Origin of the sequence: Brachyspira intermedia PWS/A (assembly GCF_000223215.1) — a bacterium.
In the GTDB taxonomy this organism is placed as follows: Bacteria; Spirochaetota; Brachyspiria; order Brachyspirales; family Brachyspiraceae; genus Brachyspira; species Brachyspira intermedia.
The window spans coordinates 540,118-554,532 of the sequence record NC_017243.1 but is presented as its reverse complement, the minus strand read 5'-3'; the positions used below and the strand labels follow the sequence as shown (position 1 = coordinate 554,532).

General features: G+C 27.4%; 14 protein-coding genes. 11 read left to right on the top strand and 3 right to left on the bottom strand.

The annotated features are described in order from the left end of the window. Nucleotides 1-68 precede the first annotated feature (68 nt). On the bottom strand, nucleotides 69-2,465 hold the full coding sequence (locus BINT_RS02475; RefSeq protein ID WP_041177186.1) for a sodium-translocating pyrophosphatase: 2,397 nt from the start codon (nucleotides 2,463-2,465) through the stop codon (nucleotides 69-71). Between the two features lie 255 nt (nucleotides 2,466-2,720). Between BINT_RS02475 and BINT_RS02470 the strand changes: the two genes are divergently transcribed. Further along, nucleotides 2,721-3,305, top strand: coding sequence for a histidine phosphatase family protein (locus BINT_RS02470; RefSeq protein ID WP_014486980.1), 585 nt, complete (start codon nucleotides 2,721-2,723; stop codon nucleotides 3,303-3,305). 44 nt (nucleotides 3,306-3,349) lie between these two features. After that, nucleotides 3,350-4,327 (top strand): cobalamin biosynthesis protein CobD/CbiB, encoded by a 978-nt coding sequence (locus BINT_RS02465; RefSeq protein WP_014486979.1) that lies wholly within the window; start codon nucleotides 3,350-3,352, stop codon nucleotides 4,325-4,327. A gap of 467 nt (nucleotides 4,328-4,794) precedes the next feature. On the opposite strand, the gene BINT_RS02460 is transcribed toward BINT_RS02465, so the two are convergent. Further along, nucleotides 4,795-6,141, bottom strand: a complete 1,347-nt coding sequence (locus BINT_RS02460) for an MATE family efflux transporter (protein ID WP_014486978.1) — start codon at nucleotides 6,139-6,141, stop codon at nucleotides 4,795-4,797. Between the two features lie 170 nt (nucleotides 6,142-6,311). On the opposite strand from BINT_RS02460, the gene BINT_RS02455 reads away from it, so the two are divergent. The 8 genes from BINT_RS02455 (at nucleotide 6,312) to BINT_RS02425 (ending at nucleotide 12,111) form a co-directional block, all read left to right on the top strand. Further along, nucleotides 6,312-6,989, top strand: coding sequence for a PepSY-like domain-containing protein (locus BINT_RS02455; RefSeq protein WP_014486977.1), 678 nt, complete (start codon nucleotides 6,312-6,314; stop codon nucleotides 6,987-6,989). 306 nt (nucleotides 6,990-7,295) lie between these two features. Further along, nucleotides 7,296-7,439 (top strand): hypothetical protein, encoded by a 144-nt coding sequence (locus BINT_RS14840; protein ID WP_014486976.1) that lies wholly within the window; start codon nucleotides 7,296-7,298, stop codon nucleotides 7,437-7,439. 31 nt (nucleotides 7,440-7,470) lie between these two features. Then, nucleotides 7,471-7,854, top strand: a complete 384-nt coding sequence (locus tag BINT_RS02450; protein ID WP_014486975.1) for a PepSY-like domain-containing protein — start codon at nucleotides 7,471-7,473, stop codon at nucleotides 7,852-7,854. Between the two features lie 296 nt (nucleotides 7,855-8,150). Continuing rightward, on the top strand, nucleotides 8,151-8,504 hold the full coding sequence (locus tag BINT_RS15030; RefSeq protein ID WP_234944346.1) for a hypothetical protein: 354 nt from the start codon (nucleotides 8,151-8,153) through the stop codon (nucleotides 8,502-8,504). A 170-nt stretch (nucleotides 8,505-8,674) separates the two neighbouring features. Further along, nucleotides 8,675-9,298: an MBL fold metallo-hydrolase gene (locus tag BINT_RS02440; protein ID WP_041177558.1), complete on the top strand. Its 624-nt coding sequence runs from the start codon at nucleotides 8,675-8,677 to the stop codon at nucleotides 9,296-9,298. Nucleotides 9,299-9,312: 14 nt separating this feature from the next. Then, nucleotides 9,313-10,227: a DUF1848 domain-containing protein gene (locus tag BINT_RS02435; protein ID WP_014486972.1), complete on the top strand. Its 915-nt coding sequence runs from the start codon at nucleotides 9,313-9,315 to the stop codon at nucleotides 10,225-10,227. 9 nt (nucleotides 10,228-10,236) lie between these two features. Further along, nucleotides 10,237-11,601: a tRNA lysidine(34) synthetase TilS gene (tilS, locus tag BINT_RS02430; RefSeq protein WP_014486971.1), complete on the top strand. Its 1,365-nt coding sequence runs from the start codon at nucleotides 10,237-10,239 to the stop codon at nucleotides 11,599-11,601. 21 nt (nucleotides 11,602-11,622) lie between these two features. Further along, nucleotides 11,623-12,111, top strand: a complete 489-nt coding sequence (locus tag BINT_RS02425) for an NUDIX domain-containing protein (protein ID WP_014486970.1) — start codon at nucleotides 11,623-11,625, stop codon at nucleotides 12,109-12,111. A gap of 332 nt (nucleotides 12,112-12,443) precedes the next feature. On the opposite strand, the gene BINT_RS02420 is transcribed toward BINT_RS02425, so the two are convergent. Then, the gene (locus tag BINT_RS02420; RefSeq protein WP_014486969.1) at nucleotides 12,444-13,376 is read right to left on the bottom strand and encodes an alpha/beta fold hydrolase; all 933 of its coding nucleotides are present in this window, start codon (nucleotides 13,374-13,376) and stop codon (nucleotides 12,444-12,446) included. A 245-nt stretch (nucleotides 13,377-13,621) separates the two neighbouring features. Here BINT_RS02420 and BINT_RS02415 point away from each other — a divergent pair, with 245 nt between their 5' ends. Then, nucleotides 13,622-14,413 carry a prohibitin family protein gene (locus tag BINT_RS02415; protein WP_014486968.1) on the top strand — a complete coding sequence of 264 codons (792 nt, stop codon included), beginning with the start codon at nucleotides 13,622-13,624 and terminating at the stop codon, nucleotides 14,411-14,413. The last annotated feature ends 2 nt before the right edge of the window (nucleotides 14,414-14,415 follow it).

Sequence of the window (14,415 nt, the reverse complement as noted above, 5' to 3'; positions counted from 1 at the left end):
AAGTAAAAAAAGCTGTCTAACCTTTTACTGAAGTCAGACAGCTTATAATTTATATTAAATAAAATTGATTACTTAATAATTTGATCAGCGATACCTAATATTGCTTGAATTTTTGGTGAGAAAGCAACTATAGCACCAGCGAATACAACACTTATCAAGCTCATTAATTTGATAAGAATGTTGATAGAAGGTCCAGAAGTATCTTTGAATGGGTCACCAACTGTATCACCTATAACTGCAGCAGCATGGTTAGGGTTAGTAATTTTTTCTCCTGTTTTTGGATCAATTATTTTTTTACCACCTAAATTACCAGCTTCGATGTATTTTTTAGCATTGTCCCAAGCACCGCCAGCATTAGACATCATAACAGCCATAGCAAATCCAGCAGTTAATCCTCCAACTAACATACCTATAACAGCAGGTACTCCGAATAAGAAACCAACTACAACAGGTACGATTATAGCAAGTACAGAAGGAACAATCATTTCTTTCTGAGCTGATTTAGTACAGATTTGAACTGCTTTTTCATAATCAGCTTTTACGCCTTTATCGCCAGCTAATAAACCTTTAATCTCTCTGAACTGTCTTCTAACTTCTTCTACAACACCTGCAGCAGCACGTCCAACAGCTTTCATAGTTAAAGCACAGAAGAAGAATACTAACATAGCACCAATAAATATACCTATTAATACTTTAGGGTTCATTAAGTGAATATTGAAAGCATTCATAAACTCATTCATACCTAAACTATAAACAACTTTGTCATACAATTCTTTAGCACTGTTAGCAGTATATTGAACAGTACCTATATCTATAGAAGTAAGATTACCAGTATTGATCATTCTTCCTAAAGAAGTTTTAATTTCCTCAATATAAGCAGCAATTAAAGCCATAGCAGTTAAAGCAGCAGAACAAATAGCGAAACCTTTACCAGTAGCAGCAGTAGTGTTACCTAAAGAGTCTAAAGCATCTGTTCTTTCTCTAACACTTTCAGGAAGTCCTGACATTTCAGCGTTACCGCCGGCATTGTCAGCTATAGGACCATAAGCATCTGTAGCTAATGTAATACCTAAAGTAGATAACATACCAACAGAAGCTAAAGCAATACCATATAAACCTTGAGAGAATGAAGAAGCTTCAGCACCGAAACCGCCTGCGAATCCGAATGCTAATATTATAGATATAACTACTGTAACAACAGGTATTAAAGTAGATTGCATACCTACAGCAAGTCCGCCGATTATAACTGTAGCAGGACCTGTTTTAGATTGTTCAGCTACCCATTGAGTAGGTCTGTATTCAGCAGCAGTATAGTATTCAGTAAAGAAACCAACTACGTTACCAGCTATAAGTCCAACAATTATAGAAACGAATAATCCCAAATTGTTTGGAAGTAAAGCTTTTACAAGTAAGAAAGCAACGATAATGATTATAGCACTACTTACATAAACACCAACTCTTAAAGACTTTAATAATTCTCCCATAGTAGCACCTTCTTTAGTTTTAACGAAGAATACACCTATAATAGAAGAAAGAGTACCAATAGCAGCAAGTATCATAGGAAGAGATACAGCAAATATTGGACTAACATCAGGATTAATATATCCGAAAGCAGCAGAACCTAAACTCATAGCAGCAAGTATAGAACCTGCATAAGATTCATAAAGGTCAGCACCCATACCAGCAACGTCACCTACGTTATCACCTACGTTGTCAGCTATAACAGCAGGGTTTCTTGGGTCGTCTTCAGGTATTCCTGCTTCAACTTTACCTACTAAGTCAGCACCTACGTCAGCAGCTTTAGTAAATATACCGCCTCCAACACGAGCAAATAAAGCTTGGAAAGAAGCACCTACACCAAAGCTAAGCATTGTAGTAGTTACAAAGTGCATTTTAGCAGCAGTATATTCAGCAGTACCTTTAGTTATACCTGTAGCAGCTAAGTTTAAAAAGTCTGTGCCAAATAAACTATTATCAAGCCATACATTTAATACTATAAACCATAATGAAATGTCAAATAAAGCAAGACCTACAACAGTAAGTCCCATAACAGCACCAGAACGGAAAGCGATAGTTAAACCTTCATTTAAAGATTTACTAGCAGCATTAGCAGTTCTAGCTGATGCATAAGTAGCAGTTTTCATACCTAAGAAACCAGACAAAGTTGAGAAAAAACCGCCTGTTAAAAAACCTATAGGAATGAAAGGGTTCTGAACTTTTAATGCATAAGAAAGAATAGCAAAAATAATGAAAGCTCCAGCAAAGAAGAAAGCTATAACTTTATACTGTTGTTTAAGATAAGCTATAGCACCGGAACGAACATGTGAAGCTATTTCCTTCATAGTGTCATTACCTTCATCTTGTTTACGCATCCATTTATAGAAATAGAAGGCAAACGCTAATGTTAAGATTGCCGCTGATATTGTAAAAAAGCGGGCGTTTTCAGCTAATATTTCATAATTCATACACATACCCTATTTTTGAATTTTGTTAGATTTTGTACAGTTATTGATTATAACCCAAATTAGAGAAATTGTCAATTCATTTTTCACAGTATTTTTTATACATACCGCACCTATATTATAATTTTTTAAAAAATAAAAACACTATTATTTAATACATTATAATTAAAAAATTACATTGTATTATTGAAAAAAAATAAACTATTATTATAATGTTAGTATTGTCTAAGAAATAAAATATTATAATCGGAGTATCACATGAAAATACTATTTATACGCCATGGTCAAACTCAATTAAATGCTGAAGGAAGATGGCTTGGTTCTACCGATGCTCCATTGTCTGAATCTGGTAAAGAAGTATTAATTAATAAAAAAAATATAGTAGAAAAATATAAACCTGTTCAAAAATTATATTGCAGCCCTATGAAAAGGTGTTTAGAAACAGCTGATATATATTTTAATGATATGAACAAAGAGGTTATAGATAATTTAAAAGAAAGATGCTTTGGAGATTTTGAAGGTAAGAATCATGATGAATTAAAAAATAATCCATATTATAAAGAATTCTTTAGAACTAATTGGAAAAGCAATGTACCAAATGGTGAAACTGCTGAACATTTCTTTGGAAGAACAGAAAATGCATACCTCTATATTATAGAAAATATGAAAAAAAATAATTTAGATTATACTGCTGTAGTTACTCATGGCGGCGTTATTATGTCAATATTCAGCAGATATGATAAGCAAAAACTGAATTTCTATGATTATCTATTACAAAACGGATGCGGATATTATGCAGAAATAGATGATAAAAATAATATAAATATTATAGAAAAGTTATAATTTTACGATGATTATTAGTAATAACTTTTATTGGAATAAATAACATGAAAATATTATTAATACTTCCTATATCTTTTCTTTTAAATATATTTATAAAGAATATTAAATTTGATCCTTTTGTCTTTGTATCAAGACTACATTTCATAGCTGAAGATTTATTCAGAAAAAAAGTAAAAAATGATAATAAAATATTAGCCTATATATTAGGCATATTATCTTCTTTAATACTTATAGCTATAGGTTTTTTAGTTCCTTTCTTTCTTTTAATGTTTTTGTATAAAGTACATTTTATATTAGGATTAATAATAGAACTTGCTTTATGTTATATAACATTGGGCATTAGAAAGCCTTTAGAAATAAGTTCTTATATATACCATAGCATGATAACAAATGATATAAAAAAAGCTAAATCTCTTTTGAAAGAAAATGCTGAAGTCGATACTGATGATATTGAAGATGAACAAATAATCAAAAATACAATAGAATATACTATAATAAGCATAGCTGAAGATTATATATATCCGGCTATATTTTTATTATTAGGAGGAGCTCCTCTTTGTATAGCTTATAAAGTTATATATGTACTTTCTGAAAGTTCTTCTGATACAATATATTTAGATGAAAATAAAAGCGATGATGTATTTGGAATACTCAATATCAAATTATGCTATATATTAAATATAATACCTTCATTCTTTACTGCTTTGATTTGTATTATTACATCTATATTCTTCAAATATGAATATAAAAATGCATTTGCTGTTTTGAAAAAAGACGGTAAAAATAATAAAGCAAGATTAGAATCAGGCATTGCCGGTGCTATGAATATAGAACTTGGCGGAGAATATATAAAAGACGGTGAAATATATGACAGACCATTAATAGGGGAATATTTGGAAGATTTAAATCCTAATCATATAGAAAAAGCTAATAAATTAATATTAACTTCTGCTATATTTGCTTTAGCAGCATTGATAATAATTAAACTTATTTCTATGCTCATATCTTCAATAATTTTCTAAACAATATAATAAATAAAAATATAAATATGGCTTTAAATAATATAATATTTATTATTATTTAAAGCCTATATTTTTTAAGTTATATACTGAAAATTTTTAAGTTTGTCAATTTTTTTGTTGTTCTTTTTCCCGCAGCAAAAAGAACCAAAAAGTGCAAGGATAGAATTAATACTAAACCATACTAAAATTGTTTTACATGTAATATAAACTATTAATTTAAGCACACCTAAAGGCGGACTTCGTCAAATATAGCCTTTCGCCGCAGGCGTACTACGTATGTGGCAACAAAAGAAGTTGGGGTGTTACTAAGTACGCAGAACGGAGGGGCTAGTCCCCACAAACAATAAAATTAAAAAAACTAAAATTGACAAAATGTAGTTGTTTAGGTATATATTAAAAGAATATAATTATAGGCTTTAAATAATATAATATTTATTATTATTTAAAGCCTATATTTTTTATACTAACTATTCATTTTGATAAACTGCTTTACTTACTAAATTATCATTCTTTAAATTCGTATTATAAAATATAAATAAAAATACAATAGCTAATATTAACTGTGATGCAGGTACCGCAAACCATACACCATTAAGTTTCAAAAATAAAGGAAGTATCAATATACATAAAGGACTTACAAATAAAGGGTCTATATATGTTAAAAGTGTAGAATATCTGCTTTCTCCTGATGAATAAAAATATGCAGTTCCAAGCCTTACTATAGGCTGAAGTATAAAACCTGAAGATATTATAGGAAGCCCTAAACTTATTATGGCATTAGTTTCTATAGATGCACCAAATAATATTCCAAGTTTATTTCTAAAAACCAATACTATTATTATAAGAAAAGCTCCAAGTATAATATCGAATAATATGCCTTTTTTAAATACTTTTCTCATAAGATCATTTCTGCATGCACCTTTAAAATAACTTATCATAGGCTGACAGCCCTCTGCCACTCCCTCAAATAAATGCAAAATAGAACCGTATATATAATTCATTACAGAGTATGCAGTAGTTCCTAAATATCCGCCATACTTGATGCATTGAAGATTATTAAATATCACTATAAGAGAAGGAGCCATAACCAAACCAAATGGAGATAAACCTATTTGCAAAGCTCTCTTTGTCATAGATAAATCAAAATCTGATAATTTTATTTTTGTTCTGTTTTTCTTTCTTATGAAAAGATAATAAACAGCTATCAAAGCAACTAATCCTTGAGCTATTATTGTAGCTAAAGCAGCACCGAACATTTCTAATCTAAAAACCATTAAAAATAAATAATCAAGAATAATATTTGTTATAAGTCCAACTCCCATAAAACTCATGGCATGAATAGTTTTTCCTGAATTTCTTATTATAGGCATAGAACCGAATGATATTATTTGAAAACTGCCTCCTAAAATTATAGTAGTAATATATGAATCAGCCTGTTTAAATACCTCATCTCTTGCACCAAGCAAATATATAAGACTGTTTTTTAATAAAAGAAGAACAACTGTTAATATTATACTAGCTAATATAAGAGAAATAAAAGTATTTACTTTAGCCTTATTAAATCCTTCTATATTACCCTCTCCAAGATATGTTGACATTATAACAGAGCCTCCCATACCAAGCATAATAGCTACAGCCATAAGCAAAGTACCTATAGGATAAACTAAATTAATTGCAGTAAGCCCAATATCTCCCATAGAATTACCAACGAAAAAACCGTCTACAACTATATAAAATCCTCCAAGCATAGTTGATACTATAGCAGGTAAAACATATTTGAAAAAAGACTTATCCATTTTTTGAATATTCATCATAATAAACTCCTTTTAAATATAGTCTTATTTCGTACTATTAGTAATGAAGTATTATATGCATGTTTATTTGTTTGTCAATAGAAAAAGTACGATTTTTTACTTTTTATTTATATTGAAATATTTAACTTTTAATATATATTTAAAATTATTAATATAAGGAGGAAAGAATTATGACTAAATATAATATAAAATTTTATTTTTTAATATCAATATTATATATAGTGTCTTCCTCATTTATATTTTTTGATGATGAAAGAAATATTCAGTTTGTACCATATACCTCTCTTCCTAATAATATTCAGGAATTCGTAAATACATACTTTAACGAATATGAAGTATATAGTGCTGCCGTATCCACTCATTATATGGTTATTTTTAAAGGCGGTTCATCAATAAACTTTAACAGAAAAGGCGAATGGACTTCTATAATAGGAAATAGAAAAATAATACAGATAAGTACAGCAGAAAAATTTATTGACAGTAAAATTATGAATATCATAAAAAACAAATATACAAGCATAAACAATATATACAAAAGAAGCAAAGGCTATGAGTTTAAAGTAGATGATGCATATTATATTTATATAGACCATAACGGAAATATTTTAAAAACAAAAAAGCCTAAAAATAATACTATAATTTTTTATAAAAATATTAGATTCTTAAAAAATAAATTTATGTTTTATTTTTATATTTGGGGTTTTGCCACCGCTGTGCGTGCCTACGGCAACCCAACTTCTTTTGCGACCGGAGGAAGTTCTGTAAGTATTGCCACAAAGAAGCAGTCACAGCCCACCTCACGAAGTGTGCATACGGCAGGCGAATGTCTATATTTTATCTTAAATTAATAATTTATATACATGTAAAACAAAGTCAGTATGATTTAGTAGTAATTTTACATTTGCACTTTTTGGTTCTTTTTGCGGCGGGAAAAAGAACAATATAAAAATTGACAAACTTAAAAATTTTCAGTATATATAAGCACAATTGATAAATAATAAGTATTTATAAAAAGTTAAAATTATTTGGCTTCAAATACATTTTTGATACTCTATTTTAAGCAATTCTATCTACTAATTATAGATTGACATACTACAAATAATATTATATTGTTTAACCCAAAAATTATTACTTAAATTATTAAAGGAGCTTATATGAAAACAAAAGAAGAATTAGTGGAATTTCTAAACAAAAAAATTAACAATAATCAAAATCTTGCAGACGTTCACAATTATATTTTCTTAAAGGCTTATTTAGAAGATATGATAGAAAAAGAAAAGAACGAAGAAAATAAATAAATTAATTTCTATTAGAAAAACAAGGATAATTATGGATATTCTTTCATCAAATAACCTGCCTCAAAAAGCAAGAAACTTTATAGAAACATATTTCTCTAATTACTATTTATTTAAAGTAACATTTAATTCATCATATAGTGCAGTATTTAAAGGCGGAAGTTCAATTAATTTTAATACAAAAGGAGAATGGACTTCAATAATAGGAAACGGAAATGAAATACCATTTAATATAGTAGAAAAACTTGCTGAAGATAATCTTATAGAAAAAGAGATAATAAAAACTATAAAAGATAAATATACAAGCTTCAATATATATAGAATAATTAAAAGAAAAAATAAATATGAAATAGAAATTAATAATAATATAATCATAATAGACATTGAAGGCAATATATTAAAAATAAAAAATGTATGAAATATATATTGAAATTTGTATTTTTAAGGTTATTATATTGAGATGAAAAACATATTGATAATTTTTTTATATTAAATTCATTTTTATTTGCACAATATTACTCTTATACAAATATTCCATCTTTTCAAAAAAAGGAATATTTTGTTCATAAGGGAGTATCCGGAAAGAAAAATAATGCTGTAATAATATATACAGAAACTTCTATAGATAATAACGGATATTGGAATGTCAAAGAAACTTCTATAAAAGGCTATGTAACAAATAAGTTAAAAGACCCATTCTTACTAGAAGAAAGTATGATGACTAATATCAGAAAGTCAGAAATGTATTCTAAAATAGATTTGGTAAATATGAGAACCGTATATAATAAAACAATAGATTATTATGATTTCGGTACTATGGAGCATACATTCGATATAAGAGGCAAAGTAAAATACACAAATGCTCAAGGTTCTTTAGCTATATTCTCTATGTACGGTGCTTATCAAATAGCCAGAACTTTTCCTCTTGAGGCAACAAATGAAATGAATATCATTATGCCTATGACTTCTAAGGATAATAAAATAAGAGTATCTATACTAAATAATGGAATAAAAAAGATAAAATACAAAATGAAGAAAAAGAATGCTATGAAATGGAAATTAAAATAGAAGGAATACCATTCTCAATATTTCTTCCTAAAATAGCAGCTTATATAGAAAAAGATGATAAAACAAGAAAAATAATCAAATACAATACTATGTCAGGAATGCTTGATACTATGGACATTTTCCTTACAGATACAGAAAAAAATAATTTACTAAAAACAGGAGAAATAATAATGAGCGAATTACAAATATATTGCATAAACAATAATATGTACGGTATGAATTCTTATGTAGTAATAGCTGATGATGAAGCTATGATTATAGATGCAGCACAATTAAATAATTATAATGTTTATAAAAAAGTATTAGAAGGAAAAAAGCTAGTAAGAGTAATATACACTCATGGGCATTTCGATCATATATCTGGTGCTGATGATATAAGAAAAGAGTTTCCTGATGTTCCTCATTGCGTTCATAGTATGGATTATGATTTCTTTCAGGACGGAAGTTTGAATGTAAGTTCATATTTAGGCAGCGTAATAAAATGCCAAAGCCCAGAAATACAATTCAATGATGGAGATACTTTCAAATTAAAAGATATAGAGTTCAAAGTTATACATACACCAGGACATACAAGAGGCGGAGTATGCTTTTATACTAAAGGACATTTATTCTGCGGTGATACAATATTCGCTTATGGAATAGGAAGAACAGATTTTCCTACAGGTGATTTTGCTACTTTAGAAAATAGTATTTCTCAAAAAGTATTTGCTTTAGATGATGATACTTTATTATATCCGGGACATGATGCTTTCGGTGTAAAATTATCTCAAAGAAAAAAAATGGGTGTGTTTTAATACATCAATAGAAAATGATAATAAGTGCAAGCAGAAGAACCGATATACCTTCTTTACATACTAAATGGTTTTTAAATAGATTAAAAGAAGAATATGTTATTACTCAAAATCCTATAAGTAAAAATAATTTCTACAAAATACCATTAAATAAAAATATAGTTGATATAATAGTATTTTGGTCGAAGAATCCTAATATTGATTTTCTAAAAGAGGTTAAAGATTTAAGATACGAGTTTTATCTGCATTTTACTATCACACCTTATGACAAAAATATAGAAAAAAATATACCTGATAAAAAATTATTAATAAAAAACTTTCAAACTATAAGCAAATTATTCGGTAAAGAAAAAATTATATGGAGATATGACCCTATTATTTTAAATGATGATTTTGATGCTAATTATCATATAAATAATTTCAAAAACTTTGCTGATAATTTAAATGGTTATACAGATGAATGCATATTCAGTTTTGTGCAAATATATTCAAAGATAAAAAACAATATCAAGAATATAAATGATAATGATAAACTTATATTAATAAAAAATATAAAAGAAATATCTGAAAAAAATAATATAAAATTAAAATCCTGCTCTCAAGATTTTGATAATATAACAAATATAAGAATAGAAAAATCAGCCTGCATAGATAAAGAAAGAATACAAAAAATATTGGGCTATTCTATAAAAGAAAAAAAGGATAAATCTCAAAGAAAATTATGCAATTGTATAGAAAGTATTGATATAGGAATGTATAATACATGCACTAACGGATGCATTTACTGTTATGCTAATTCAAAAAATATATTAAAAGATTATGATGCAAACAATGAAATATTATCAGATAAAAATTTAATTGATAATGAAAATGCATCTGTAACAGAAAGAAAAATAATAATTAATGAAAAGAATGCTGTATTTAAACTTTAGGATATTTTTATGTTAAAAGAAACTTATAACTTTTTACTTTCAAATATATATGATATAAAAAATAAAACTTTAGCCGTAGCATATTCAGGAGGAATAGATTCTCAAGTTCTTTTAAATATTGCATACAGATTAAAAGATGAGTTATCATTTAATTTAATAATAATACATGTTAATTATAATCTCAGAGGCGAAGATTCTACAAATGATGAATTATTCGCACGCGATATGGCTAAGAAATATAATATAGAAATATATGTCAAAGAAATAAAACCTAACAGCTATAATGGAAAAAATATTCAGCTTGAAGCTAGAAATGACAGATATAATTTCTTTGAAGAACTTCATAATAAAAAAATATATGATTATTTATTAATAGCACATAATAAAGATGATTTAGCTGAAACTATAATTTACAGAATGATTAAAGGCTCTGGAACTAATGTTTATAAAAGTTTAAGAGATAAAAAAAGTTATATTTTAAGACCTATTTTAAATTTCTATAGAAAAGACATTGAAGAGTACGCTAAAAATAATAATCTTGAACATAGAGAAGATGTTTCAAATAAAAAAAATTATTATTCTAGAAACAAGATAAGAAATTTGATAATACCAATGCTTGAAGAAATAAATACAAATGCTAAAAACAATATAATAAGATTTGCAAAAAGAAGCTATGAAGAAACATATATATTAAGAAAAAAAGTTAATAAATTATACAAAAAAAATATATCTGAAAAAAATACAAAACTTAATATAGAAAAAATAAAAAATACAAATGAACTTTTTATAAAAAAAATCGTAATCAAATTTTTAGCAAAGAATAATATAGAGATAACAGAGAAAAGAGTTTCAGAAATATTAAAACTGATAAAATCGGATAAGCCGAATATAAGATTAAGACTAGATAATTTTTATTTAATAAAAGAATATAACTTTATAAAAACTATAGAAAAACAAAATGAAAAAAAACTTGATGATATAAAAACAAATAATTTTATAAAAATTGAAAAAGACGGAGTATATAACTTTTTAAATAAAAAAATAGAAGTAAAAACCGTTTTAAACAAAGATATTAATTATAAGGATAATATTTATATAAAAGCAGATTATCCATTAATAATAAGAAATAAAAAAGAATCGGACTTTATAAATGCTTATCCTAATGGAAATAAAAAATATTTAAGAAAAATTTTCATAGATTTAAAAATACCTTTGTATGAAAGGGAATTAATACCAATAATAACTTCTGTAAATGATGATATACTAGCATTATATTTAGAGCCTTACGGATTAAATAGAATATCAAAAAATGCTGCTGTAAATAAAGATGATGAATATATATTAGAAATACATTTTTATAATGATAAAAACTAATTAAATTAAAAGGAATAATAAATGGCATTTTCAGATAATGAAAGAATGATATTTGGAAAAGGCGTTGGCTGTGTAGTAATAAAGGACGGTAAAGTTCTTCTAGGACGTCATAATTACGGAAGAGGAAAAGGACTTCTTATAATACCAGGAGGATTTATCAATGAAGGAGAACTGCCTGCTGAAGCTGCTGAGCGTGAAGTATTAGAAGAAACAAATGTGAAAGTAAAGACAAAAGAAATAGTATCAATGCGTTTTACTGAAAATGATTGGTATTTGATGTTCAGAGCAGAATATATTTCAGGAGAGGCAAAAGTTAATGACAGTGAAAACAGCGAAGTTATTTGGCTTGATGTAGAAGAAGCTTTAAATAAAAAAGATGTGCCTCCCCTATCAAAAGAAGCAATAAAATCATGTTTAAAATTTATTAACTCAGAAAATAAATATGCTATGAGTATAAAAGAAGATTATGATGCATCAAGAGAATTAGGTTCTTATGCCTATTATGATTAAATTTATACCTAAACAATTACATTTTGTCAATTTTAATATTTTTGTAAATGTATTATCAACTTTTTTGACGCACAAAAAAGTTGCAAAAAACGCAAGTGCTACAACCTTATATTACTACAATATGTATTAAATGTGTAGTAATACCTAAAATATGGGTTAAAAATGCAGTTTTTTTGGTTCTTTTATACCAATAAAAGAACTGGGGGTGTGGGGGCTAGTCCCCACAAACAATAAAATTAAAAATCTAAATTTTGACAAACTTAAAAATTTTTAGTATATACTATTAAAAAAGCATAAGTACCTATGCTTTATAAAAATATCATATAGTAATACTATGCTATATGAGCATTAAGCCAAGCAATTATCTCTTTAGCTACATCATCTCTTTGAACATCATTAAGTATTTCATGTCTTCCATTTTCATAAAGACTTATAGTAACATCTTTAAATCCTAATGACTCATACATTTCATGAACCCATTTAACTCCCTTTCCCATATCTCCTACAGGGTCTTTCGCTCCTGATATTAAAAGTATAGGGAAATTTTTATCCATAGAAGAATAATTATCCTTATTTGAAATTTTATCAATAAGTTCAAATAATTGAATGTAAGTTTCTATACTTGCAGGCTTATTTGCAAAGTATTCATCTTCCTGAGCTTTCTTAATTTCTTCCTTATCTGAAGTAAGCCATGCTAAATCTGAATTATCTTTAGGGAAGAATTTTTTACCGTATCCGCCAACTGATAATTTGTCAAGTAAATAAGCTCTTTTTCTTCCGCCGAATAATGACTTCTGAATATTAGCTATAGTTTTTCCTAGATTTTCTATTCCCTTAGGTTTTCCCCTAGTACCCATTATTATAGCACCATTTAAATCTTTATGATATTTAATCAAAAAACCTCTAGTAAGAAAAGAACCCATACTATGACCCATCATAAAATAAGGAAGATTAGGATAATCGGCTTTAGTATTTACCATTAAATGCTTCATATCTTCTATAATAAGTTCATGTCCGTTTTTATCGGCCATATGCCCTATTTGATCCTTACTTACAGTGCTTCTTCCAAATCCTCTATGATCGTCGGCACAAACTAAAAATCCTTCTTTATTAAGTTTTTCAGCAATCTCTTTATATCTTCCAGCATGCTCTCCAAGTCCATGAACTATTTGCACTATTGCTTTAGGCTTAGAATCAGGTTTAAAAATATATGTATACATTCTATGACCATCATCTGATATTAAAACTCTATTAAGCATTTCCATAAAAAGACTCCGATAATAAAAAATTACTTTTTTGACTATTATTCAATTTGACATAATTAATGCAGCTGTTATTTGTAAATAGTAGGATAAATTATATAGTATTTTTTTCTTAATGCAATTAATATTTTAGTATAATAAATTATTTTTATTTTAATACAAATGATTCCGAATAATACCCCAATAGGATATACTTGCAAAAAAATTACTTATATTTTAATATTTCGTATATATTTAAGGAGGAACATATGAGAATAATAAATGTGAGTTCAAATAAACTGCATTCTCTACTTTTTATACTATTACCTGTTGTTTTAGTTGTAGGATTTTTAATATTTTCTAGCGTTACAATAGTATCTACTGGAGAAGTTGGAATAAGAAGCAGATTAGGTAAAGCTATATCTCAGGAAGAACCCGGACTTCATTTTAGAATACCTTTTATAGACACAATAAAAACTATGGAAGTAAGAGAACAAACAGTAGAAAAAACTTATGCTGTATCATCAAAGGATATGCAGACAATATCTATGACTTTAAATGTTCAGTATTCTATAACAGGAGATGCTTTAGATTTATTTAGAAAATTCGGAACAGATTATAAAAACAAATTAGTTAATCCTAGAATATCAGAGAGTTTGAATGCTGTTTCTGCAAGATACACTATAGAAGAATTCATAACAAAAAGAAATGAAATGGCTGGAGAGCTTTTAAAAGAGGTTATGAGTGATTTTCAGGATTACGGCATCACAGTTGCAGCATGCTCTATCATAGAACATGATTTTTCTGATGAATTTGATCAAGCAATAGAAAGAAAATTGATAGCTTCACAAAATGCATTAACTGCTCAAAATGATTTAGAAAAAGTAAAATATGAAGCTGAAGCTGAAATTACAAAGGCTAAAGGTATAGCAGAAGCCAATAGAATAATGCAGGAATCTTTAACACCTCTTCTTATTCAAAGAATGTATATAGAAAAATGGGATGGTAAAATGCCTCAGGTTGCTGGTTCTGGTGTAAGCCCTATGATACAAATAAAATAATG